This is a genomic window from Flavonifractor sp. An91 (genome assembly GCF_002159225.1).
In the GTDB taxonomy this organism is placed as follows: Bacteria; Bacillota; Clostridia; order Oscillospirales; family Oscillospiraceae; genus Flavonifractor; species Flavonifractor avicola.
In genome coordinates, this window is sequence record NZ_NFHA01000004.1 from 59,023 (window position 1) to 80,061 (window position 21,039).

The following is a 21,039-nucleotide window of genomic DNA, read 5'->3' on the forward strand; positions in this document are numbered from 1 at the left end:
AATGAGGACACTCATTGCCTCTGTAACGGGAGGATTCCGCCGCCCCCTACTGTGGTTCAGGGGCAGAGCTCTGGGACGACCTTCCCCCCACCGCCGGAGAGCCTTGCACCAAACCGGCTCCTCTCTGTACCTTTCGCGGGGGTACTCCTTCCCATCTTAGCCTTTGGGACATAGTATATGCACTTTTCGGGAAAATGTCAAGCCTCTGGCTTACCGCAGTTCCTTGTCGCAGTAAGCGCAGCAATCCACGCCGCCGTTCTGCTTCACCAGGGGGGGCAGGTAGTGCTCGGTCTGGGTGATGCAGTTAGGGTTGGAGCACACCGGCTTGGTACCGATCTCCACCGCGCCGGGGCTCATACGGTCCTGATTAGCCAGGTCGGTGAGCAGCGCCATACGGGCATACATACCATAGCGGGCCTGCTCAAAGTAGACCGCCCGGGGATCGTCGTCCACGTCGATGGCGATCTCGTCCACACGGGGCAGGGGATGCATCACCAGCAGGTTCTTCCGGGCCCGGTCCAGCTTCCGGCGGGTGAGGACGTAAATGCCCTTGCACCGCTCGTACTCCAGGGGGTCCACAAAGCGCTCCCGCTGGATACGGGTCATATAGAGCACATCCAGCTGGGGAATGACGGCCTCCAGGCCGGTGACCTCGGTAAACCACATATCATTCTCCCGCATGAAGGCCCGCATATATTCGGGCACCGCCAGCTCACGGGGAGCAATGAGGAAAAACTTGATGCCCTTGAACTTGGCCAGGGCCTTGATGAGGGAGTGAACGGTACGGCCGTTCTTCAGGTCACCGCACAGGCCCACGGACAGACCGTCCACACCGCCCCGCAGGCGGGTGATGGTGGTCAGGTCGGCGGTGGTCTGGGTGGGGTGCATATGGCCGCCGTCGCCGGCGTTGATCACCGGTACATCAGAGTAAAGAGAAGCGGCCTTGGCTGCGCCCTCCTTGGGGTTACGCATGACCACCACATCGGCGTAGCCGGACACCATCTTGATGGTGTCCTTCAGGGTCTCGCCCTTGGCGGTTGAGGTAGATTTAGGATCGGCAAAGCCGAACACGGTACCGCCCACCCGCAGCATGGCGGTCTGGAAGGAAAAGTTGGTGCGGGTAGAGGGCTCATAGAACAGGCTGGCCATCACCCGCCCCCGGCAGGCGTCCATAAAATCGGCGGGGTGGTCCATAATATCACTGCACCGCTGGTACAGGGAATCCCACTCCGCCCTTGACAGGTCTCCAAAGTCGATCAAATGCCGCATGACGCTTCATTTCCCCTTTTGAATTTTTTCTATCGTATCATATTCCCCCCCGTTCCGGCAAGAGCAGAATGGACAAATTTCCTACTTTTTTCCCACTCCTCCTTGACATCTACGCCGTTCAATCTGCCCGGCTCTGTGTAAAGACTGACAGGGTATCCTTTGCTCAGGTTATGCCCACACTAAAAAGCAAAGGAGGCTATGCCATGTCGCTGTTTTGGATCTTTCTAATTTATAGCTTTGTCGGCTTTCTCATCGAGGTAGGCTATGCCCGGCTGAGTGGTGAATCCAAGCAGGACCGGAAGTGCCGCCTGCTTCTTCCCATCTGCCCGGTCTATGGGTTGGGCGCGCTGGGTCTGCTCCTGCTGCCGGAGTGTGTGCGGGCCCAGCCGCTTCTGCTGTTCCCCGCCGCGGTTCTGATCTGTACGGCGGCAGAGCTTCTGGCGGGTCTTTTTTATGAAAAAGTCTTTCTGGTGTCCTTCTGGGATTACTCCCATTTGCCCCTGCATCTGGGCCGGCACATCTGCCTCCGTTTCTCCCTGTACTGGGGCGCATTGACTCTGGCCCTCTATTATTTGCTCCATCCAACGATTGCCTGGCTGGCTGCCGCCATTCCAACCTGGGCCACACCACCCGCTGCGGCTTTGTTGTGCGTAGATACGGTACTCACCGCCCTTCTGCTGCGCCGAACACGGGATACCGGTTCTCTACGCTGGTATGTCCGGCTGTTCCGACGAAAGCCAGCGTGAAAAACGCCCCCTTTCAGATTTTTGTATCTGAAAGGGGGCGTCCCTCATGCCCGTCTCAGGTCATTCAGAGTCTCGTCAATCTTCTTCTGGGATACGTAAGCCTGGGCTACCGAGAGGATCTGCTCCAGGGTGATGGAGCGGGCAGCCCCCAGGATGGGATGCTTGAATAGCATAGGGAACCGGCGCTGAAGCACCGCCCGGCTGCCCGGATGGTCCAGCAGCTCCCCTACTGTAATCTGATTGCGTTTGAGTTCCATGCGCTCACCTCCACCCCAGTCTATGCGCCAGTGCCGCAGATTTGACTTGCGGGCTGATGTGGGGCAGACTATAATGGTGTGCATACCATATATCCGGATAAGGAGGCCCCACTTTCTATGATCCATTCTCTGGATAACCATGTTCCTCAGCTCCACCCGGAGGCCAGAATCGCCGCCAATGCCACCCTTGTGGGCAAGGTATCTGTCGGCCCCGCCGCCAGCATCTGGTACGGCGCGGTTCTGCGGGGCGATGAGTGCTCCATCCGCCTGGGCGCAGGCTCCAACGTGCAGGACCAGGCGGTGGTCCACGGCGACCCGGACTTTCCCACTGTCATCGGTCGGGATGTAACTGTAGGCCACGGCGCCATCCTCCATGGATGCACAATAGAAGACGGATGCCTCATCGGTATGGGCGCCATCCTGCTCAACGGCTGCGTCATCGGTGCAGGCAGTCTGGTGGCGGCCGGGGCGCTGGTCACCCAGAACACGGTAATCCCGCCGGGCAGCCTGGTGATGGGTTCCCCTGCCAAAGCGGTCCGGCCCCTGCGCCCGGATGAGCAGGAATCCCTGCCCCACTCCGCCCAGCTCTATCGGGAGCTGTCTGCGGCCCAACTTCCCGCTGTCGGTCAGGAGGTAACAACATGAAAAAAGAGCATCACCCCAAGGGACAGCGCCGACAGGCGCTGAAAGAAGAGGTAAAGGCCAAACCCGGTGTGACCGCAGTCTATATCATTCTCCGGGCCCTGGTTATTGTGGCCATCGTGGCCCAGTCCTTCAAGGGTAATTTTGAGAACGTGTTTCTGTGTGTTCTCACCCTGTTTCTCTTTACGCTGCCTTCCTTCCTGGAGCGCACCATTCGTGTGGAGATTCCGGACACGCTGGAAATTATCATCTTACTTTTCATCTTTGCCGCAGAAATCCTTGGTGAGATCCAAGCCTACTACATCCAGTATCCCTACTGGGACACCATGCTTCATACCCTCAACGGTTTCCTGTGCGCTGCCATCGGCTTCTCTCTGCTGGACATCCTCAACCGGAATGAAAAACTAAAATTCAGCCTCTCTCCGGTCTATCTGGCTGTGGTAGCCTTTTGCTTCTCTATGACCATCGGCGTGCTTTGGGAGTTCTTTGAGTTCTCGATGGACCAGCTCTTCCTGCTGGATATGCAGAAGGATACCGTGGTCAATTCCATTGGCTCGGTGATGCTGGACCCCACCGGAGGCAATCACCCTGTCTCCATCAAACATATTACAGATGTGATTGTGGTCACTGCCGACGGCGCCCAGCAATCTCTGGGGCTGGGCGGCTATCTGGACATCGGCATTATCGACACCATGAAGGATCTGTTCGTGAATTTTATTGGCGCTGTGGTCTTTTCCACCATCGGCTTCTTTTATGTGAAAAACCGCGGCAAGGGCAAATTTGCTCCCCAGTTTATCCCCACTGTGGTGGACGATGTGGAAACAACGGCAGATCAGGACGATCCCACACAGAATTAAGCTGCTTTGCTCCTCTGTTTTTCCACCTACTCTCCCCTTTTGGCAGATTTTTTTACTACATACCTGCATAGAGTTCCTCCATTCCGCCCATACTAGGAGCGTACCACGGTAACAAGGAGGAATTTGCAATGAACCAGACCCCTAACAACAGCATCAAGTGCTCCGTCACCAACTGTGCCCATCACTGCGGCGGCCAGAACTACTGCACCCTGAATGAGATCAAGGTCGGCTGCTGCGAGCCCAACGCCACCAAGTGCGCCTCCACCGAGTGCGCCTCCTTCCAGCTGGGCCAGCACTAAGCACCTGAGCAACAAAAAACAGGACCTGCGAAAGCAGGTCCTGTTTTTTGTATTTGGAATTACTCCTTGGGCTCGGCAGGGGCCTCGGCCTTGGGAGCCTCCGCCTTGGGGGCGGCGGCGGCAGCAGGGGCAGCCTTGGGCGCCGCAGGCTTGACCTCGGGCACCTTGCCATCCACGGTGATCAGCTTGCGGGGGCACTTCTGGGCGCAGATGCCGCAGCCAATGCACTTCTCGTAGTCGATCACGGCCAGGTTGTTGACCATGGTGATGGCTTCCTTGGGGCAGTTCTTCATGCACAGAGAACAGCCAATACAGCCGTTGTCGCACACCTTCCGGGCATACACACCCTTGTCATGGGAGGAGCAGGGAATGGTGACGTGACGCTTGGTCTTGTAAGGCTCCAGAGCAATGATGTGGCGGGGGCAAACGTCCACGCACTTGTTACAGGCCTTACACTTCTCCTCGTCCACCTTGGCCACGCCGTCGATGACGTGAATGGCGTCGAAGGGGCAGACCTTCTCACAGGAGCCCAGGCCCAGGCAGCCGTAGGAGCAGCCCAGGTCGCCGCCGCCGGGCAGCTTGGAGGCGGCCACGCAGTCGTGGAGACCCACATAGTTGTACTGCTTGTAGTTCTGACCGCAGCCGGTGCAGTGGACCTGAGCGATCATCTTGACGGAGGCGCCGGCAGCCACGCCCATGATCTCGCCGATCTGAGCGGCAACCGCATCACCGCCGGCAGCACAAGCGTTGACAGGAGCAGTGCCCTTCACCACAGCGGCAGCATAGCCGGAGCAGCCGGGGAAGCCGCAGCCGCCGCAGTTGGCGCCGGGCAGGCAGCCCAGAATGGCCTCCTCCCGGGGGTCCACCTCAACGGCGAACACCTTGGCGGCAATGGCCAGGACCAGGCCGAAGATGGCGCCCAGCACAGCCAGGACCACAACGGCAAAGATAACAGTATTCATATCCATGATTCATCCGCCTCCCTTAACCAAAGACCTTCAGGCCGGAGAAGCCCATGAAGGCCAGAGCCACCAGGCCGGCGGCCATCAGGGCGATGGGGAAGCCCTCAAAGGCCTTGGGGCACTTGGAGAACTCCATCCGCTCACGAATGGAAGCGAAGATCACGATGACCAGCAGGAAGCCGATACCGCCGGTGACGCCATATACCACGCTGGTAATAAAATCGTAGCTGTTCTGGGTGTTCTGGAGCACCACGCCCAGCACGGCGCAGTTGGTGGTAATCAGGGGCAGGTACACGCCCAGGGCCTCATAGAGGGAGGGCATGGACTTCTTCAGGAACATCTCGATGAACTGCACCAGGGCGGCAATGACCAGGATGTAGGTCACAGTCTGCATGAAGGTCAGCCCCAGGGGCACCAGAATCAGCTCATTGATGGGCCAGCAGATAGCGGAAGCCAGACCCATAACGAAGATAACGGCCAGGCCCATACCGGAGGCCGTCTCCACCTTCTTGGACACGCCCATAAAGGGGCAGATACCCAGGAACTGGGCCACGATGAAGTTATTGACCAGGATGGCGCCAAGGGCCACGGTAAACAGGTTTGCCCAATCCATTACTTGGCCACCTCCTCAGTCTTTTTCTCGCCCTTCTTGGGCTTGTTCAGAATGTACTGCATGGCAGCGATGAGCACGGCCAGCGTGATGAAGCCGCCCACAGGGAGAATCATGCCCAGAGCGGGGATGCCCTCGGGCAGGATACGAATGCCGGCGGCAGTGCCCAGGCCGAAGGCCAGGTTGCCGTCCTTGCCGATCTCCAGCAGGCCGCCCATGATGGTGCCGTTGCCCAGGAACTCACGGACCACACACATGATTACCAGGATCATGGTATAGCCCAGGCCCTGGAAGATACCGTCCATGGCGGAAGCGCCGATGCCGTTCTTGTAGGCAAAGGACTCGGCACGACCCAGAATGATACAGTTTACCACGATCAGAGGGATAAACAGACCCAGGCTGGCCGACAGAGCAGGTACGAATGCCTGGAGCATCAGGTCCACGATGGTCACGAAACCGGCAATGACCACGATGAAGCAGGCAATACGAATATTGTTGGGAATAATCTTACGCAGAGCTGCGATGATAATATTGGCCAGGGTCAGGATCACCAGCACGGACACACCCATACCCAGTCCGTTGAACAGAGTGGTGGTGATGGCCATGGTGGAACACATACCCAGCAGCTGGACGGTAACGGGGTTCTGATAGAACAGACCGTCCATCAGTTGTTTTCTTGCATTCATGGTTTGTTCCCTCCTTAACCCATGCTGGCCGCGGCGGCAATAGCGGAGGAAACCGCCTCGCATACGCCTCGGGAGGTGATGGTGGCGCCGGTGAGCGCGTCGATGGTGCCGCCGTCCTTGGTCACATGGACCTCACCAGTGGCACCAACGAACTGGGCACGGAAATCCTCCTTGCTGGCGTTGGAACCCAGGCCGGAGGTCTCGCCGGTCTTGACGATGGACACACCGGAGCAGGCTCCGCTAGCGTCCACGCCTACCATAATGGTCAGGTTGCCGCTGAAGGAAGTGGCAGGCTTGACCTGCACCACATAGCCGGCGTCGCCGGCGCTGTAGACGTCTTCCACGGTAGCGTCGCCGCCGGTGTACTGATCGGTAACCTTCTCATAGCTGTCGGCAGGCAGCACAGCAGCCATGGCCTCCTGGGTGGTCTTTTCGTTGTTGGCCGCAATGTAGGGCTTGGTGACCTCATTGGTCAGGCCCAGCAGCAGAGCGGTAACGGCGCAGATAGCAAACAGCACAATGACCAGAGTGGCCATGCCGGCTTCTTTCTTCTTAGTAACAGTTTCGCTCATGGCTTAGCCCTCCTTTCCGGCTTTGGCCTTTGCCTTGGCGGCGGCCTTCATTTCCTTGGTAACGCCGTAACGGTTGGGCTTGCCCACCTTGTCAATGAGCCACACGCAGCAGTTCATGATCAGGATGGAGTAGGACACACCCTCGGGATAGCCGCCGAAGTAGCGGATAAACACGGTGAGCAGACCGCAGCCGATGCCAAAGATGACCTCGCCCTTCTTGGTGACGGGGCTGGTCACATAATCGGTAGCCATGAAGAAGGCACCCAGCATCAGGCCGCCGGTGCACAGCTGATAGAGCATCCAGGTCAGCCGGTCATTGCCGCCCATGGGGAAAGCAAAGGTGAGCACGGCCACAGTGGCGATGTAGGCCACGGGGATGCGGGCACGGATCACGCCGCGCCAGATCAGGTACAGGCCGCCCAGCAGCAGCATGAGGGCGGACACCTCGCCGATACAGCCGCCCACATTGCCCACGAAGGCGTCCAGCAGGGAGGCCTCGGGCAGCAGGCCGCCGTGCATGAAGTCGGCGGACAGGGGGGTGGCGCCGGTGACGATGTCAGCGCCGGACATGGTGACCTCACCGGAGATGAGGCCGGCCCACTTGTCGGTACCGATACCGGGCACGATCCAGGTGGTCATGGCCACAGGATAGCACAGCATCAGGAAGGCACGGCCGCCCAGGGCGGGGTTCATGAAGTTCTGGCCCAGGCCGCCGAAGAGCTGCTTGACCACCACGATGGCGAAGAAATCGCCGATGATCAGCATCCAGTAAGGCAGAGTGGGGGCGCACACGAAGGCCAGCAGCACGCCGGTAACGGCAGCGGACAGGTCCTTGTTGGCGCAGGACTTCTTCATCAGCTTGCGATAGCCCCACTCAAAGAACTCGCAGGCCACCACAGAGATCAGCGTGGCAACGAGAGCACGGGGGCCGAAGAACACCACGCCCATGACCAGGGCGGGCACCAGCGCGATGAGCACATCGCGCATCAGGTTCTGGGTATCGATGGGGGAGGCCACGTGGGGGGACGAGGCCACCGTCAGATTCAGCTTCTTTTCCTCATTCATGCTTTGGCCGCCTCCTTTGCCGCTTTTTCCTTGGCCGCCAGGTTCCGCAGTTCACCCTTGGTCACGCGGAAGGACTGGACCAGATGGATGCGGGCGGGGCAGATGTAGTTGCAGGAACCGCACTCGATGCAGTCCATAACGTTGAGGGCCTCCGCCTCTTTCCACATACCCTTGCCGGCATACAGGTGCATATACACGGGAGTCAGATGCATGGGGCAGACGTTGACACAGCGGCCGCAGCGCAGGCAGACCTCTTCCTCCACCACGGGGGCAGCCTCGTGCTTGGTGAGGCAAAGCACGGCGTTGGTGCCCTTGATGCAGGTCACGTTCAGGTCATACTGAGCGATACCCATCATGGGGCCGCCGGTGAGGATGCGCTCAGGCTCCTCCTTGAAGCCCTTGGCCTCGTTGATGAGCTCCTGGAAGGACACGCCCAGGGGCACCATCAGATTCTTGGGCTCCTGGATGGCGTCGCCAGTGACGGTGATCACACGGTGGGTGACGGGCTTGCCCTCCACCACGGCATCGTACACAGCAGCAGCGGTGCCCACGTTGAACACGGCGCAGCCCACATGGGCGGGCAGGCCTCCGGGAGGCACCTCACGGCCGGTGATGCGCTGGATCAGCTGCTTCTCAGCACCCTGGGGGTACCGGGTCCGCAGAGACTCCACAGTGATGTCACCCTTGCCGCCCACCAGAGCACGCAGGTGCTCGATGGCATCCTCCTTGTTGGCCTCCACACCGATCACGCCGCTCTTGAGGCCGAAGGCCTGCATGAGGATGCGCAGACCGCCCACAACCTTCTCGCCATACTCCAGCATGAGGCGATGGTCGGCGGTGATGTAGGGCTCACACTCGGCGCCGTTGAGGATCACGGTGTCCACCTTGCCGATGCCCGAGCTGATCTTCACATGGGTGGGGAAGCCGGCGCCGCCCATACCGGTAAGGCCAGCCTCCTTCACGATGTTGACGATCTCATCGGTGCTCAGCTTGGTGTAATCGGGATGGGGAACGAGCTCGGAGCCCCAGGTATCCTGGAAGTCGTTCTCGATCACCACCGACATACACTTGCCGCCGCCCACATAGGGACGGGGCTCCACCGCCTTGACCTCGCCGGAGACCGAAGCGTGGATGGGGGCGCCCAGACCGGCGATCTCGCCGATCTTCTGACCCACCTTAACGTGATCGCCCACAGCAACGATGGGCTTACAGGGAGCACCGATATGCATGGACATAGCGATGACCACCTGCTTGGGAGCAGCGCTCAGAGGCGCTATCTCCTTGTGGCGTGCCAGCTCCTTCCGGTCATGGGGATGCACGCCGCCGTAAAAGCTTTGCTTCATAGGTCCACCTCGCAAATCTGACCCACACACGGGCCATTTTTCTGAGTTGTTTGACCGGTATCTCAAACAGAATTATCATATCGCAAAGCACACAAATTGTCCAGTTAAAACCGTCAAATTTCTCACCGTTTTTTCATTTAAACTCACCGGTTTTATCAAAAAGCTGAATTCTTCCTTGCTTTTCCTCCTTTTTAAAAACTATACCAGCCAGTTTTCCAATTGGCGGAACCGTGGATTCTGTCCCCCTGTCACGGTACTTTACTTGTTTAAAATGCAGAAGTTTCAAATGGCAGATTGACAAAACCCACCGGGAAAGCTATGATTATACCTACAACTTGCAGTTCATCCTCTGGGATGGACGCTTCAAATGCGATGACCGGGACAGTACGGGCGGCGCATAAGCGCAGAGAGGGAGCGGTTGGTGTAAGCTCCCGTGAGGCCGCATCGGAAGGTCACCCGGGAGCGGCTCCGCCGAAGGCAGTAGGCGGGGACGGTTACCCTCCGTTACCGGGGCATGAGTGCGCGGGTATGCCCGCGAAGTTAGGTGGTACCACGGAGTGTCATGGCGGCTTCGTCCTATGGGACGAAGCCGCCATGTTATTTTTCTCCCATACCAGCCAAAGGAGGTCTTTTCCACCATGAGAATGAAAACAGCCCAGATCCTGATGGAATGTCTGCTGGAGCAGGGGGTGGATACCGTATTCGGTTACCCCGGCGGCACCATTCTAAATGTATACGACGAGTTCGAGCTGCACGGCTATAAGGATAAGATCCGTCACATCCTCACCGCCCACGAACAGGGCGCTTCCCACGCCGCTGACGGCTACGCCCGGGCTACCGGCAAGGTGGGTGTGTGTTTCGCCACCTCCGGCCCCGGCGCCACCAACCTGACCACCGGTATTGCCACCGCCTACTACGACTCCTCCCCCGTGGTGTTCATTACCTGTAACGTCAGCGAGAACCTGATCGGCAAGGACTCCTTCCAGGAGGTGGATATCACCGGTATCTCCATGCCCATCACCAAGTGCAACTACCTGGTAAAGGACCCCAACCAGCTGGCCGACGTGATCCGGGAGGCCTTTGCCATTGCCCGCACCGGCCGCCCCGGTCCGGTTCTGGTGGACATCGCCAAGAACGTCACCGCCGCTGAGGCGGAGTACGAACCCCTGCCCCTGTCTGAGCACCCCAACCATGGCCGTCTGGCCGCCATGCTCCGCCGGGCCAGCCATGAGCTGAAGGCCCCCGAGCCCGACGCCGGCGACATCCAGACCCTGCTGGACATGATCGAGGAGGCCCGCCGTCCCCTGGTGCTGGTGGGTGGCGGCGTGATCCGCTCCAAGGGCGCTGTGCCTCAGTTCCGGAAATTCATTGAGACCCTCAATGCTCCGGTGGCCTCCACCATTATGGGCGGCGGTGCCTGCCCCGGTGACCACCCGCTGTTCACCGGCATGATCGGAATGCACGGCTCCCACGCCTCCAACCACGCCAGCGATCAGTGCGACCTGCTCATCGCCATTGGCTGCCGCTTCTCCGACCGGGTGGCCACCGACCCCGCCACCTTCGCCCCCAACGCCAAAATCGTCCACATCGATATTGACCGCGCCGAGATCGATAAGAACGTGGTCACCGACCACCACATCATCGGCGACGCCCGTCGGGTGCTGGAGCTGCTCAACACCAAGCTGCCCGCCCACGACTATCCCGAGTGGAAGGAATGGGTGTTCTCCCACAAGGAGATCCCCCTGAAGAAGGACGACATTCTCCACCCCCATGAGATTCTGGAGACCATTCAGGCGGTCACCGACGGGGACGCCATCATCACCACCGACGTGGGCCAGCACCAGATGTGGTGCGCCCAGTACTACCACTTCTCCCGCCCCGGCCAGCTGATCACCTCCGGCGGCTTCGGCACCATGGGCTTCGGCCTGGGCGCCGCCATGGGCGCCGCCGTGGGCAACCCGGGCAAGGTGGTGGTCCAGTGCACCGGCGACGGCTGCTTCCGCATGAACTGCCATGAGCTGTGTACTGCCGAGCACTATAACATCCCGGTCATTACCGTGATCTTCAACAACCGGACCCTGGGTATGGTACGCCAGTGGCAGAACCTGATCTACCACAAACGTTTCTCCCAGACCGACCTGGACCGGGGCCCCGACTTTGTGAAGCTGGCGGAGGCCTACGGCATCCAGGGTGAGCGTGCAGCCACCCAGCCGGAATTTGAGGCCGCTTTCCGCCGTGCCGTGGCCTCCGGCCGTCCCTATGTGATCGAGTGCGCCATCGACAAGGACGCCATGGTCCATCCCATGATCTCCGCCGGTACGCCGGTCACTGACTTCATTCTGGACTAAGGAGGGTGTGGAATATGAATGAAATGAATGCCACCCGCCGCACCCTTTCGGTGCTGGTTGAAAACGCCGCCGGCGTCCTGTCCCAGGTCTCCCGGCTGTTCTCCCGAAAGGGCTATAACATCGAGTCTCTGGCCGTGGGCACCACCGACGATCCCACGGTGTCCCGTATCACCATCGAGGTGTGGGCCGACGCCCCCATGATCGAGCAGATCATGAACCAGCTGCGCAAGCAGTACCCCGTCTATTCTGTGCAGGAGCTGAAGCCGGAGCGTTCCATCCGCCGTGAGCTGGTGATGTTCAAGGTGAAGGCGGAGACCCACGACATCCGCAACGAGGTCATCCAGATCGCCAACATTTTCCGGGCCTCCATCATCGACGTATCTCTGAAATCCCTGACCCTGGCCCTCATCGGCGATGAGACCAAGGCGGAGGCCATGCAGAAGCTGCTGGAGGCCTTCGGCATCCTGGAGCTGGTCCGCACCGGCATGGTGGCCCTGGAGCGGGGCGCCTATACCATTGAGGACGAGACCAAGGAGCAAACCGAATTTAATCTCGGGAAGAATTTCCTGTAATATTTTAGAAATACAAGCCACGCCGAAATCTTTTCTGAGATTGTATCACACTTATCATTCTTTTCTTCCCCGCTGTGTTATCATCGTGGACAAGAAAAAAAACCTTCATTTGACAAAGGAGTGCAAAGACTATGGCTAAGATGTATTACGAGAAGGACTGTGATCTGTCCTACCTGAACGGCAAGAAGATCGCCATCATCGGCTACGGCTCTCAGGGCCACGCCCACGCCATGAACCTGAAGGATTCCGGCTGCGATGTGTGCGTTGGCCTGCGTGAGGGTTCCAAGAGCTGGGCCAAGGCCGAGCAGGCCGGGCTCCAGGTCAAAACCGTTGCTGAGGCCGCTCAGTGGGGCGACATTGTGATGATCCTCATCAACGACGAGGTTCAGGCTGAGGTTTACAAGAAGGATATCGCTCCCTACATGACCGAGGGCAAGGCCCTGGCTTTCGCCCACGGCTTTAACATCCGTTATCAGCAGATCGTGCCTCCCGCCGGCGTGGATGTGTTCATGGCTGCCCCCAAGGGCCCCGGCCACACCGTCCGCTCCACCTACGTCAACGGCAAGGGCGTGCCCTGCCTGGTGGCCGTGGAGCAGAACGCCACCGGCAACGCCTATAAGATCGCCCTGGCCTACATCGCCGGTATCGGCGGCGCCCGCGCCGGCGTCATGGAAACCACCTTCCACGACGAGACCGAGACCGACCTGTTCGGTGAGCAGGCTGTGCTGTGCGGCGGCGTAGTGGATCTGATGAAGTGCGGCTTCGAGACCCTGGTGGAGGCCGGTTACGAGCCCGAGAACGCCTACTTCGAGTGCATCCACGAGATGAAGCTCATCATCGACCTGATCAACAAGGGCGGCGTGGCCGCCATGAACTACTCCATCTCCGACACCGCCGAGTACGGCGAGTATGTGTCCGGTCCCCGTGTGCTGCCCTACGAGGAGACCAAGAAGAACATGAAGGCTGTGCTGGCCGACATCCAGGACGGCACCTTCGCCGGCAAGTGGATCGCCGAGAATAAGAACGGCCGTACCTTCTTCAACTCCAAGCGTGCCGCCCTCAAAAAGCACCAGATGGAAATCGTAGGCGAGGAGCTGCGCAAGAACATGATCTGGGGCGGCGATACCGACCTGGATACCGCTTCCAACTAATTGCAATATAAAAAAGTGGCCCTCCGGCTGGAGGGCCACTTTTTATACTCAGGATGCAAACCGCCTCATGAGCCGCTCCAGGATCCGGTGGAGCAGCACGCCCAAAGCGATATTGAGCGTATAGGCGATGAGATAGAAGCTGATGTGTCGGGGATCGTGGTCGAGCCAGGGCGCCAGCAGGCCGAACTCCCGGGTGATCACCACGTTGAGCAGGTAGATCTCCAGGCTACTCCCCCCCACCAGACGCAGGAAGGCAGGGACCCACCGTCCGGGGTACCAGTGCAGCACTCTACCCAGAAGTAGGCAGACAGGCATCACACCCACCACAACCGCCAGAATCAGGGGGAAGATCACCGGCTGGACCAGCCAGCCGGCCACAACTGCCAGTGCCAGAACAGCTGAAGTCACACACACCGCCAGGTGCCGAGCATTGAGTTTTTTGCCCTCCATCACATAGGAGCCCACCAGAAAGCCCATGGCAAAATCGGGAATACGCAGCAGAAAATCCGGCAGATACAGCAGCCCGGCCCCCCAGGTTACCCGATAGAGCAGGTAGCTGATCAGATAGACGAACAGGGTCAGCCACTCTTTATGGGAGCAGCGGCGGAACAGCTTAAAGTAGAGCGGGGCCGCCAGATAGAACACCAGAATGGCGGAGATATACCAGTTGAACCCCTCCGGCACATTCAGCCAGTAGGATAAGGTAGACAGATTCCAGAAGATCACATTGGGGGTGATCCGCCCCGCCACGGCCAGGGCCACGCTGTAGATCCCCACCACCAGCCAGAAGGCGGGCAGCAGACGCCGCAGCCGCCGGCCCAGATAGCGCCCGTAGGACTCCTGTTCCCGCCGGGCCAGGGAGCAGCAGATTCCCATGCCGGAGAGCACCAGAAAGATGTCCACCCCCGCGAAGCCCATGGAGCGAAACGCCTTGAAGGGCAGGAATGCGTCGTTCAGCTCATAGGCGTGGAAGAGCATCACACACAGCATGGCAATCCCCATCAGCTCTCCCCGGTAGCGGCTCAGCAGCCCATAGCCGCCAACTTCCCTGCCGTTTTCGTCGATCACCTGTCCACCCCCTTTTATCGTGGTTTCATTATAGGTGGCTCCTTCTCCTCCGTCAATCCCCGCAAATGTTCCTATGCTCCCAGCACATTGTAGATTACCGTTTTCTCATGTTATAGTATAAGTACACATTATCTAATGAGGGGGAAATTGCAATGAAATGTCACCGGCTGCTGCCTGGGGCCCTGGCTCTGGCGCTCTCCGTCTCTCTGTGCGCCTGCGGCGGAGCGCCTGACAGTCCTTCCGCCGCCCCGTCTCAGGCGCTGGAAGCGCTGACCACCGGCCAGACCGTCACATCGGAAACCGCTGAGCTCACCCTGAAAGGGGTGGTCATTCTGGACGCAGTGGTGGATGAAAATATCAGTCTGGATGCCAAGGATGACAGCGATTACCTGTGCGCTATCTACAACATCAAAAATACCGGCGCCACGGAGGACGATCTTATCCCGGAAACCGTACTCTCCAATAAGGTATTTTACCAGGGGAAATATGAATATACGGAATTTGATCAGGATATCGCGGGCAACGGCAACGCCTATGCCGGCCATACCCCCCTGCCGCCTTTGCGGGATTTCACCCTGTACTGCATTGTTGAGATCCCGCCGGAGGCCTCCGAGCATCCGGAGGAACTGGTACTGACCACTACTCTGGCCGGAACCAGCTATCAGACCACCGAGGTTCAGAACGCAATAGCATTCCAGCAGGAAGCCCTGGAGGTGGTGGGCGAGTTCACCAGCGGCATCCATGACTTTTTCAACACCATCAACTTCACCATCAGCTTCAACACTGAGCCCTATCGGGAGGCCTATCGCACCGCCCAGGCTTCCTACGATCAGGTGAAGGATGCTCTGTCCCAGCTGACGCCCCCTCCCTACTATCAGGAGGGCTATGACGCCCTGATGGAAGCCGCCGCGCAGTGGGAGGAATTCCTTACTCCGGTATGCGCTCTGCTGGATGCCTCTGACCAGGAATTTGCCCAGGCCATGTCTGATTCCAGCGACAATTTTGATGCGGAGGCCTTTGACCAGCGCATTGATCTGATCCAAACTTCCATGCCTTTCCTGATGGATACCGACCTGCGAAATCTGTAACCTAACGCCTTGCGCGGCCCCCGTCTGGGGGCCGCTTTTCTACAGCCCCATCACATCCATGGAGTGGCGCATATGGATGGCCATGGCGTAGTGTGCCCCCTCCCCGTCCCGCTTGCGGAAAAACTCCATCAGCAGAGCGTGGTCCCGGCAGGTGTCCTCCGCCAGCTGTTCCTGGTGCTCCCCCGCTGTCAGGGCGGCGGACACCGCCTGATCGATGAGGGGAAGCAGCCGCACCAGAAACTCGTTGTGGGTTCCCCGGACAATGGCGGCGTGGAAGGCCCGGTCGGCCTGGGTTCGGTCCTCCCCCGCCCGGATGCACCGCTCTACTTCCTCTCCCCGGGCCAGGATATTTGCCAGTTCCTCCTCTGTAGCCCGCTGACAGGCCAGGGCGGCAGCCCTGGGCTCAAAAATGGAGCGCAGCTCAAACAGGTCCCGCAGCTGCCCCCGTACCCGCTCCAGGCTGGAGAAGCCGAAGTCGTCCATCTCCTCCACCGCCGCCGACACAAAGGTGCCCTTGCCCCGGCGCACCTCCAGCACCCCCTGGGCAGTCAGGGTGCGGATGGCCTCCCGCAGGGTGGCCCGGCTCACCCCCAGCTCCCCGGCCAGCTCCACCTCATTGGGCAGCTTCTCCCCCGGCTTAAGTCCCTTCTCCACCACGATACGACTGTATAGCCCCTCTGCCGTCTGCTGGGCCAAACTTTTTTTCTCCATACCCTACTTCCCTTCTGGTCAGTCCTTGACAGTTCTGCCACTATCATATAGTATATAGTCAGACAATGCAAGCGTTATCATACAACGCAAGTGATACATAGAAGGAGGTCATTCCCCATGCGCAGCGACAATGTTACCAAGGGCGTGGAACGCGCCCCCAACCGCTCCCTTTTTTATGCTCTGGGCTACACCAAGGAGGAGCTGGAGCGTCCCCTCATCGGCGTGGTGTGCTCCTACAATGAGATCGTCCCCGGCCACATGAATCTGGACAAGATCGCCGAGGCGGTCAAGGCCGGCGTCCGGGCCGCCGGCGGCACCCCGGTGGAGTTCCCCGCCATCGCTGTATGCGACGGCATCGCCATGGGCCACATTGGCATGAAGTATTCTCTGGTCACCCGCGACCTGATCGCCGACTCCACCGAGGCCATGGCCATTGCCCATCAGTTCGACGGTCTGGTCATGATCCCCAACTGCGACAAAAACGTGCCCGGCCTGCTGATGGCCGCCGCCCGTGTGAACATCCCCACCATCTTCTGCTCCGGCGGTCCCATGCTGGCCGGTCGGCTCAATGACGGCCGCCGCTCCTGCCTGAGCCATATGTTTGAGGCGGTAGGCGCCTACAAGGCCGGCAAGCTGGACGAGTGCGGCGTGGAGGACTATGAGAACAACGCCTGCCCCACCTGCGGCTCCTGCTCCGGTATGTACACCGCCAACTCCATGAACTGTCTCACCGAGGCCATCGGTATGGGCCTGCGTGGCAACGGTACCATTCCCGCCGTGTGGTCCGCCCGTCTGCGGCTGGCCAAGCACGCCGGTATGCAGATCATGGAGCTGGTAAAGAAGGACATCCGTCCCCGGGACATCATGACCCCTGCCGCCTTCCACAACGCGGAGACGGTGGACATGGCCCTGGGCTGCTCCACCAACACCATGCTCCATCTGCCCGCCATCGCCCATGAGTGCGGCATTGAGCTGGATCTGGACATGAGCAATGAGATCTCCTCCAAGACCCCCAACCTGTGCCACCTGGCTCCCGCCGGCGACACCTATATGGAGGATCTGGAGGGGGCCGGCGGCGTGTACGCCGTGATGAAGGAGCTGACCAAGAAGGGCCTGCTGGACACCAGCGTCATGACCTGCACTGGCAAGACTCTGGAGGAGAATCTGGAGGGCGTCACCAACCGCAATCCGGAGCTCATCCGCCCCATCGAGAATCCCTACTCCCCCGACGGGGGCATTGCCGTGCTCAAGGGCAATCTGGCCCCTGAGGGCTGCGTGGTGAAGCGCTCCGCTGTGGCTCCTGAGATGATGGCCCACACCGGCCCCGCCCGTGTCTTTGACAGCGAGGAGGAGGCTATTTCCGCCATCTACGCCGGCAAGATTGTCCCCGGCGACGTGGTAGTCATCCGCTACGAGGGTCCCAAGGGCGGTCCCGGTATGCGCGAGATGCTCAACCCCACCTCCGCTATCGTGGGTATGGGTCTGGGCGAGAGCGTGGCTCTCATCACCGATGGCCGGTTCTCCGGAGCCACCCGAGGCGCCGCTATCGGCCACGTCTGCCCCGAGGCTGCTCAGGGCGGCCCCATCGCCTTTGTGGAGGAGGGCGACATCATCTCCATCGACATCCCCTCCTGCAAGATCGAGGTTCAGGTGGACGAGGCCACCCTGGCCCAGCGCAAGGCCAAGTGGGTATGCCCCGAGCCCAAGGTCAAAACGGGGTATCTCGCCCGGTACGCCAAACTGGTCACCTCCGCCTCCCGGGGCGCGGTGCTGGAATAAACCCGCGCTTTCGTTTCCATGTGCAAAAAATGGCCGCCCGACGGGCGGCCATTTTTATTTGATACAAGTTGTCAGACACAGCACCCGCACCGCTCACAAGCGGAAGGGGTGGTGGCACAGCCGCCCAGGGCCGTCTCCCGCAGCTCAACAGGCAGGTGGCGTCCCACCCGATACATGGCGGCCAGCATCTCGTCAAAGGGAATCAGCTGCTGAATTCCGCTCAAGGCAATTTCGGCAGCCACCAGTGCGTTTGCCACACCGGCGGCGTTGCGGTTCTGACAGGGATATTCCACCAGACCGCCCACCGGGTCGCACACCAGGCCCAGCATATTCATCAGCACGGTAGAGGCCGCGCTGATGCACTGCTCCGGCTCGCCGCCCATCAGCTCCACGGCAGCAGATGCAGCCATGGCAGCGGCAATGCCCACCTCCGCCTGGCAGCCGCCCACCGCACCGGCCACGGTTGCATTCCGCATGGCCAGATAACCGATGGCGCCGGCGTTGAACAGCCCTTCTATGATCCGGGCGTCCGAGATGTGGTAGGTATCCTGAAGGGCCAGCAGCAGGCCGGGCACCACGCCGGAGGAACCAGCGGTAGGGGCGGCCACGATCAGGCCCATGGAGGCGTTGACCTCCAGCACGGCCATAGCGTAGGTAATGGCCTTCTGAAGCACAGGTCCGCAGATATCCTTCTTCTTGGCGGCGTGGGCGGCCAGATGCCTGGCCTCGCCGCCGATGAGTCCGCCCATGGAGCGGACAGGGCTGGTCAGCGGAATAGTGGCTGACTCCCGCATGATCTCCAATGCCCGTTTCATGCGCCGGGTGACCGTATCCACCGTGGTCTCCCCCAGGATGCACTCCCGGCGACGCATGATCTCAGAGATGGAACACCCCTCCTGCCGGCACAGGGCCAGCAGCTCATTGGCATTTTTAAAGTCCATGTTCCTACCTCCTTACGACTGGACGATCATAACGTCCTGGATATAGGGATTGGCCCGCAGTTCCTCATCGATGCCTTCGGGCAGAGTACCGTCCGACTCGATGATGCTGTAAGCGGTATCTCCCTTGCCCTCCCGGAACAGACGCATAAAGGCGATGTTCACGTTGCGGTCACTGAGCACCTTGGTCAGGTGGGCCACCACGCCGGGCTTGTCCTGCTGGATCACCACCACCGAGGCGTACTCGCCGCTGAAGTCCACACGGACGCCGTTGATGCGCACGATGTGCATCTTGCCGCCTCCCAGGGACTCGCCCCGGACGGTCATAACCTGTCCGGCAGCGTTCTCCATGCGGATGTCCACGGTGTTGGGGTGGATGTCGGTCTCCACCTCATTGGGAGTAAAAGAGAAGGCAAGGCCCCGCTCGTTGGCAATGCGGAAGGAGTCCCGAATGCACAGATCATCGGTGGAGAAACCCATGATACCGCCCAGCAGGGCCCGGTCCGTGCCGTGGCCGTGGTAGGTCTTGGCAAAGGAGCCGTAGAGGGTAAAGTCCACCTTCTTCAGAGGCGGCGCCAGCAGCTTGTGAGCCACGTTGGCAATAAGCACAGCACCGGCAGTGTGGGAGCTGGACGGACCAATCATATTGGGTCCCAATACGTCGAATACGCTGATGAACGACATAGAATCACTCCTCCGAGGCGGCAGGCGCCTTCAGAATGAATTTCTGGTAGATGGCATTGACAATGGTACCGATGGCGTTGTCACCGGATACGTTACAGGCGGTGCCAAAGGAATCCTGGGTAATATAGAGGGCCACCATGATGGCACAGATGGGGCCGTTCACATCGCCGGCCTCGGTACCGAACACCATGTACAGGAAGGGCAGCGCGGTCATGATGGAGCCGCCGGGGGCGCCGGGGGAGGCCACCATGGCAATGCCCAGAGTCATGATGAAGGGCACCACAGTGCCCAGGCTGATGGGCAGCTGGTACATCAGGCACACGGCAGTGGCACAGGCGGTGATGGTGATCATGGAACCGGCCATATGGATGTTGGCGCACAGCGGCACCACAAAATTGCGGATCTCCTCCAGAATGCCGTCCTTCTTGGCGCACTCCAGGTTGACGGGGATGGTGGCAGCGGAGGACTGAGTGCCGATGGCAGTGGCGTAGCCGGGGATCTGGTTGCGGATCAGAGCGAAGGGATTCTTCTTGGATACTGCACCTGCCACAATAAACTGGATGCAGATATAGATCAGGTGCATGGCGATGACCACCAGGAATACCTTCCACAGGATGCCCAGAATGGCGAACGTCTTTCCGGAGGCAGTCATGTTGGTAAAGGTGCCGCAGATGTAGAGGGGCAGCAGGGGGATGATGACCACATGGAGCACCTTATCAATAATGGCGGAGAAATCCTCCATGCCGTGATAGAGGCTGTCACCAATCTCCTTGCCCCGCATATTGGACAGGCACAGCCCCAGCACGAAGGCCAGGGTCACAGCGGACAGGGTATCCAGCAGCGGAGGAATGGACAAAGAAAAATAGCTTTCCAGGGAAACATCCGCCGTCTGGGCAATCTGGTCCAGGGCGCCCTCACTCATGAAGGAGGGGAAAAGGTTGGAGGAAACCAGATAGGAGGCGGAACCCGCCACCAGCGTAGACACATAGGACAGGGCCACTGTAATGAGCAGAAGCTTACCGGCGCCGCTGCGCAGGTTGGCAATGCCCATGGTCACATAGGCCACAATCATCAGCGGGATGATGAAGGACAGGAATGTGCTGAAAATCGAGGAGCAGGTCACAATCACACGGTTGAACCACTCCGGCATATAGGAGCCAAACAAGATGCCAAGGATAATTGCAATGATGAGCTTCGGGATCAGGCCAATTTTAATCTTTTTCTTTGCCATATAAGTTCCTCCCTTAACTTTCTCTATTTTGTCCATTTCCCTATTGACTTTTGGAGGGCCTTAGTATAACATTGCACAACAATTAAATCAAATAAATCTAATTTATCATATAATTGAATTTTCTTAATATCAAACTCATCGGTATGGCAGGAGGCTTGCAT

At 59.5% G+C, this 21,039-nt stretch carries 22 protein-coding genes and 2 other annotated features (1 of these 24 only partly in view); of the genes, 9 read left to right on the forward strand and 13 right to left on the reverse strand.

The window, feature by feature from the left end; translation table 11 throughout:
* Window positions 1–167: a binding site (T-box leader), on the reverse strand (it extends 46 nt beyond the left edge of the window).
* A gap of 43 nt (window positions 168–210) precedes the next feature.
* Window positions 211–1,269 (reverse strand): aspartate carbamoyltransferase, encoded by a 1,059-nt coding sequence (gene pyrB, locus B5G42_RS03980; RefSeq protein WP_087266839.1) that lies wholly within the window; start codon window positions 1,267–1,269, stop codon window positions 211–213.
* 203 nt (window positions 1,270–1,472) lie between these two features.
* Here pyrB and B5G42_RS03985 point away from each other — a divergent pair, with 203 nt between their 5' ends.
* Window positions 1,473–2,015: a putative ABC transporter permease gene (locus tag B5G42_RS03985; protein ID WP_087266841.1), complete on the forward strand. Its 543-nt coding sequence runs from the start codon at window positions 1,473–1,475 to the stop codon at window positions 2,013–2,015.
* Window positions 2,016–2,059: 44 nt separating this feature from the next.
* Here B5G42_RS03985 and B5G42_RS03990 read toward each other — a convergent pair whose 3' ends face one another.
* Window positions 2,060–2,272: a hypothetical protein gene (locus B5G42_RS03990; protein WP_087187718.1), complete on the reverse strand. Its 213-nt coding sequence runs from the start codon at window positions 2,270–2,272 to the stop codon at window positions 2,060–2,062.
* A 117-nt stretch (window positions 2,273–2,389) separates the two neighbouring features.
* On the opposite strand from B5G42_RS03990, the gene B5G42_RS03995 reads away from it, so the two are divergent.
* The 3 genes from B5G42_RS03995 to B5G42_RS04005 all read left to right on the forward strand — a co-directional run bounded on the left by B5G42_RS03995 (window position 2,390) and on the right by B5G42_RS04005 (window position 4,070).
* On the forward strand, window positions 2,390–2,917 hold the full coding sequence (locus B5G42_RS03995) for a gamma carbonic anhydrase family protein (RefSeq protein WP_087266844.1): 528 nt from the start codon (window positions 2,390–2,392) through the stop codon (window positions 2,915–2,917).
* Window positions 2,914–3,771, forward strand: coding sequence for a hypothetical protein (locus B5G42_RS04000; RefSeq protein ID WP_087266847.1), 858 nt, complete (start codon window positions 2,914–2,916; stop codon window positions 3,769–3,771). Before B5G42_RS03995 ends, B5G42_RS04000 begins: the two co-directional genes overlap by 4 nt.
* 128 nt (window positions 3,772–3,899) lie before the next feature.
* Window positions 3,900–4,070, forward strand: coding sequence for a DUF1540 domain-containing protein (locus tag B5G42_RS04005; protein ID WP_087187715.1), 171 nt, complete (start codon window positions 3,900–3,902; stop codon window positions 4,068–4,070).
* A 59-nt stretch (window positions 4,071–4,129) separates the two neighbouring features.
* On the opposite strand, the gene B5G42_RS04010 is transcribed toward B5G42_RS04005, so the two are convergent.
* Genes B5G42_RS04010 through rsxC form a run of 6 tightly spaced genes read right to left on the reverse strand, consistent with a single transcriptional unit; the run spans window position 4,130 to window position 9,308 of the window.
* The gene (locus tag B5G42_RS04010) at window positions 4,130–5,032 is read right to left on the reverse strand and encodes an RnfABCDGE type electron transport complex subunit B (protein WP_087267093.1); all 903 of its coding nucleotides are present in this window, start codon (window positions 5,030–5,032) and stop codon (window positions 4,130–4,132) included.
* A 22-nt stretch (window positions 5,033–5,054) separates the two neighbouring features.
* Complete coding sequence (gene rsxA / locus B5G42_RS04015) at window positions 5,055–5,645, reverse strand: electron transport complex subunit RsxA (protein WP_087266850.1); 591 nt, start codon at window positions 5,643–5,645, stop codon at window positions 5,055–5,057.
* Window positions 5,645–6,328, reverse strand: a complete 684-nt coding sequence (gene rsxE / locus B5G42_RS04020; RefSeq protein WP_087266853.1) for an electron transport complex subunit RsxE — start codon at window positions 6,326–6,328, stop codon at window positions 5,645–5,647. The genes rsxA and rsxE overlap by 1 nt, the downstream gene beginning before the upstream one ends.
* Before the next feature lie 14 nt (window positions 6,329–6,342).
* Window positions 6,343–6,900, reverse strand: coding sequence for an RnfABCDGE type electron transport complex subunit G (locus tag B5G42_RS04025; protein WP_087266856.1), 558 nt, complete (start codon window positions 6,898–6,900; stop codon window positions 6,343–6,345).
* 3 nt (window positions 6,901–6,903) lie between these two features.
* A complete protein-coding gene (locus tag B5G42_RS04030; protein WP_087266860.1) occupies window positions 6,904–7,965 on the reverse strand; it encodes an RnfABCDGE type electron transport complex subunit D in 1,062 nt (353 codons plus the stop codon).
* Window positions 7,962–9,308, reverse strand: a complete 1,347-nt coding sequence (gene rsxC / locus B5G42_RS04035) for an electron transport complex subunit RsxC (protein WP_087187710.1) — start codon at window positions 9,306–9,308, stop codon at window positions 7,962–7,964. Before rsxC ends, B5G42_RS04030 begins: the two co-directional genes overlap by 4 nt.
* 363 nt (window positions 9,309–9,671) lie before the next feature.
* Window positions 9,672–9,890: a binding site (T-box leader), on the forward strand.
* 56 nt (window positions 9,891–9,946) lie between these two features.
* Here rsxC and ilvB point away from each other — a divergent pair.
* The 3 genes from ilvB to ilvC all read left to right on the forward strand — a co-directional run bounded on the left by ilvB (window position 9,947) and on the right by ilvC (window position 13,379).
* Window positions 9,947–11,656, forward strand: a complete 1,710-nt coding sequence (ilvB, locus tag B5G42_RS04040; RefSeq protein ID WP_087187709.1) for a biosynthetic-type acetolactate synthase large subunit — start codon at window positions 9,947–9,949, stop codon at window positions 11,654–11,656.
* A gap of 14 nt (window positions 11,657–11,670) precedes the next feature.
* Window positions 11,671–12,228: an acetolactate synthase small subunit gene (gene ilvN, locus B5G42_RS04045; RefSeq protein WP_087187708.1), complete on the forward strand. Its 558-nt coding sequence runs from the start codon at window positions 11,671–11,673 to the stop codon at window positions 12,226–12,228.
* Window positions 12,229–12,359: 131 nt separating this feature from the next.
* Window positions 12,360–13,379, forward strand: coding sequence for a ketol-acid reductoisomerase (gene ilvC / locus B5G42_RS04050; RefSeq protein ID WP_087266863.1), 1,020 nt, complete (start codon window positions 12,360–12,362; stop codon window positions 13,377–13,379).
* Window positions 13,380–13,427: 48 nt separating this feature from the next.
* Here the strand turns inward: ilvC and B5G42_RS04055 are convergent, their stop codons facing one another.
* Window positions 13,428–14,447, reverse strand: a complete 1,020-nt coding sequence (locus tag B5G42_RS04055; RefSeq protein ID WP_087266866.1) for an acyltransferase family protein — start codon at window positions 14,445–14,447, stop codon at window positions 13,428–13,430.
* Between the two features lie 152 nt (window positions 14,448–14,599).
* On the opposite strand from B5G42_RS04055, the gene B5G42_RS04060 reads away from it, so the two are divergent.
* On the forward strand, window positions 14,600–15,535 hold the full coding sequence (locus B5G42_RS04060; RefSeq protein ID WP_087266869.1) for a CHASE3 domain-containing protein: 936 nt from the start codon (window positions 14,600–14,602) through the stop codon (window positions 15,533–15,535).
* Between the two features lie 39 nt (window positions 15,536–15,574).
* On the opposite strand, the gene B5G42_RS18830 is transcribed toward B5G42_RS04060, so the two are convergent.
* Window positions 15,575–16,246: a FadR/GntR family transcriptional regulator gene (locus B5G42_RS18830; protein WP_087266874.1), complete on the reverse strand. Its 672-nt coding sequence runs from the start codon at window positions 16,244–16,246 to the stop codon at window positions 15,575–15,577.
* Window positions 16,247–16,363: 117 nt separating this feature from the next.
* Here B5G42_RS18830 and ilvD point away from each other — a divergent pair, with 117 nt between their 5' ends.
* The gene (gene ilvD / locus B5G42_RS04070) at window positions 16,364–18,025 is read left to right on the forward strand and encodes a dihydroxy-acid dehydratase (RefSeq protein WP_087266877.1); all 1,662 of its coding nucleotides are present in this window, start codon (window positions 16,364–16,366) and stop codon (window positions 18,023–18,025) included.
* A gap of 71 nt (window positions 18,026–18,096) precedes the next feature.
* Here the strand turns inward: ilvD and sdaAA are convergent, their stop codons facing one another.
* From sdaAA to B5G42_RS04085, 3 genes are read right to left on the reverse strand one after another with little or no spacing between them, the layout of a single operon-like run.
* Window positions 18,097–18,966: an L-serine ammonia-lyase, iron-sulfur-dependent, subunit alpha gene (gene sdaAA, locus B5G42_RS04075; RefSeq protein ID WP_087266880.1), complete on the reverse strand. Its 870-nt coding sequence runs from the start codon at window positions 18,964–18,966 to the stop codon at window positions 18,097–18,099.
* 12 nt (window positions 18,967–18,978) lie between these two features.
* Window positions 18,979–19,647, reverse strand: coding sequence for an L-serine ammonia-lyase, iron-sulfur-dependent subunit beta (gene sdaAB / locus B5G42_RS04080; protein WP_087266883.1), 669 nt, complete (start codon window positions 19,645–19,647; stop codon window positions 18,979–18,981).
* A gap of 4 nt (window positions 19,648–19,651) precedes the next feature.
* The gene (locus B5G42_RS04085; protein WP_087266886.1) at window positions 19,652–20,878 is read right to left on the reverse strand and encodes a dicarboxylate/amino acid:cation symporter; all 1,227 of its coding nucleotides are present in this window, start codon (window positions 20,876–20,878) and stop codon (window positions 19,652–19,654) included.
* Window positions 20,879–21,039: the final 161 nt, after the last annotated feature.

Coding starts and splice junctions, on each gene's coding strand:
- pyrB (WP_087266839.1), bottom strand. CDS start 1,269: ATGCGGCATTTGATCGACTTTGGAGACCTGTCAAGGGCGGAGTGGGAT.
- B5G42_RS03985 (WP_087266841.1), top strand. CDS start 1,473: ATGTCGCTGTTTTGGATCTTTCTAATTTATAGCTTTGTCGGCTTTCTC.
- B5G42_RS03990 (WP_087187718.1), bottom strand. CDS start 2,272: ATGGAACTCAAACGCAATCAGATTACAGTAGGGGAGCTGCTGGACCAT.
- B5G42_RS03995 (WP_087266844.1), top strand. CDS start 2,390: ATGATCCATTCTCTGGATAACCATGTTCCTCAGCTCCACCCGGAGGCC.
- B5G42_RS04000 (WP_087266847.1), top strand. CDS start 2,914: ATGAAAAAAGAGCATCACCCCAAGGGACAGCGCCGACAGGCGCTGAAA.
- B5G42_RS04005 (WP_087187715.1), top strand. CDS start 3,900: ATGAACCAGACCCCTAACAACAGCATCAAGTGCTCCGTCACCAACTGT.
- B5G42_RS04010 (WP_087267093.1), bottom strand. CDS start 5,032: ATGAATACTGTTATCTTTGCCGTTGTGGTCCTGGCTGTGCTGGGCGCC.
- rsxA (WP_087266850.1), bottom strand. CDS start 5,645: ATGGATTGGGCAAACCTGTTTACCGTGGCCCTTGGCGCCATCCTGGTC.
- rsxE (WP_087266853.1), bottom strand. CDS start 6,328: ATGAATGCAAGAAAACAACTGATGGACGGTCTGTTCTATCAGAACCCC.
- B5G42_RS04025 (WP_087266856.1), bottom strand. CDS start 6,900: ATGAGCGAAACTGTTACTAAGAAGAAAGAAGCCGGCATGGCCACTCTG.
- B5G42_RS04030 (WP_087266860.1), bottom strand. CDS start 7,965: ATGAATGAGGAAAAGAAGCTGAATCTGACGGTGGCCTCGTCCCCCCAC.
- rsxC (WP_087187710.1), bottom strand. CDS start 9,308: ATGAAGCAAAGCTTTTACGGCGGCGTGCATCCCCATGACCGGAAGGAG.
- ilvB (WP_087187709.1), top strand. CDS start 9,947: ATGAGAATGAAAACAGCCCAGATCCTGATGGAATGTCTGCTGGAGCAG.
- ilvN (WP_087187708.1), top strand. CDS start 11,671: ATGAATGAAATGAATGCCACCCGCCGCACCCTTTCGGTGCTGGTTGAA.
- ilvC (WP_087266863.1), top strand. CDS start 12,360: ATGGCTAAGATGTATTACGAGAAGGACTGTGATCTGTCCTACCTGAAC.
- B5G42_RS04060 (WP_087266869.1), top strand. CDS start 14,600: ATGAAATGTCACCGGCTGCTGCCTGGGGCCCTGGCTCTGGCGCTCTCC.
- B5G42_RS18830 (WP_087266874.1), bottom strand. CDS start 16,246: ATGGAGAAAAAAAGTTTGGCCCAGCAGACGGCAGAGGGGCTATACAGT.
- ilvD (WP_087266877.1), top strand. CDS start 16,364: ATGCGCAGCGACAATGTTACCAAGGGCGTGGAACGCGCCCCCAACCGC.
- sdaAA (WP_087266880.1), bottom strand. CDS start 18,966: ATGGACTTTAAAAATGCCAATGAGCTGCTGGCCCTGTGCCGGCAGGAG.
- sdaAB (WP_087266883.1), bottom strand. CDS start 19,647: ATGTCGTTCATCAGCGTATTCGACGTATTGGGACCCAATATGATTGGT.
- B5G42_RS04085 (WP_087266886.1), bottom strand. CDS start 20,878: ATGGCAAAGAAAAAGATTAAAATTGGCCTGATCCCGAAGCTCATCATT.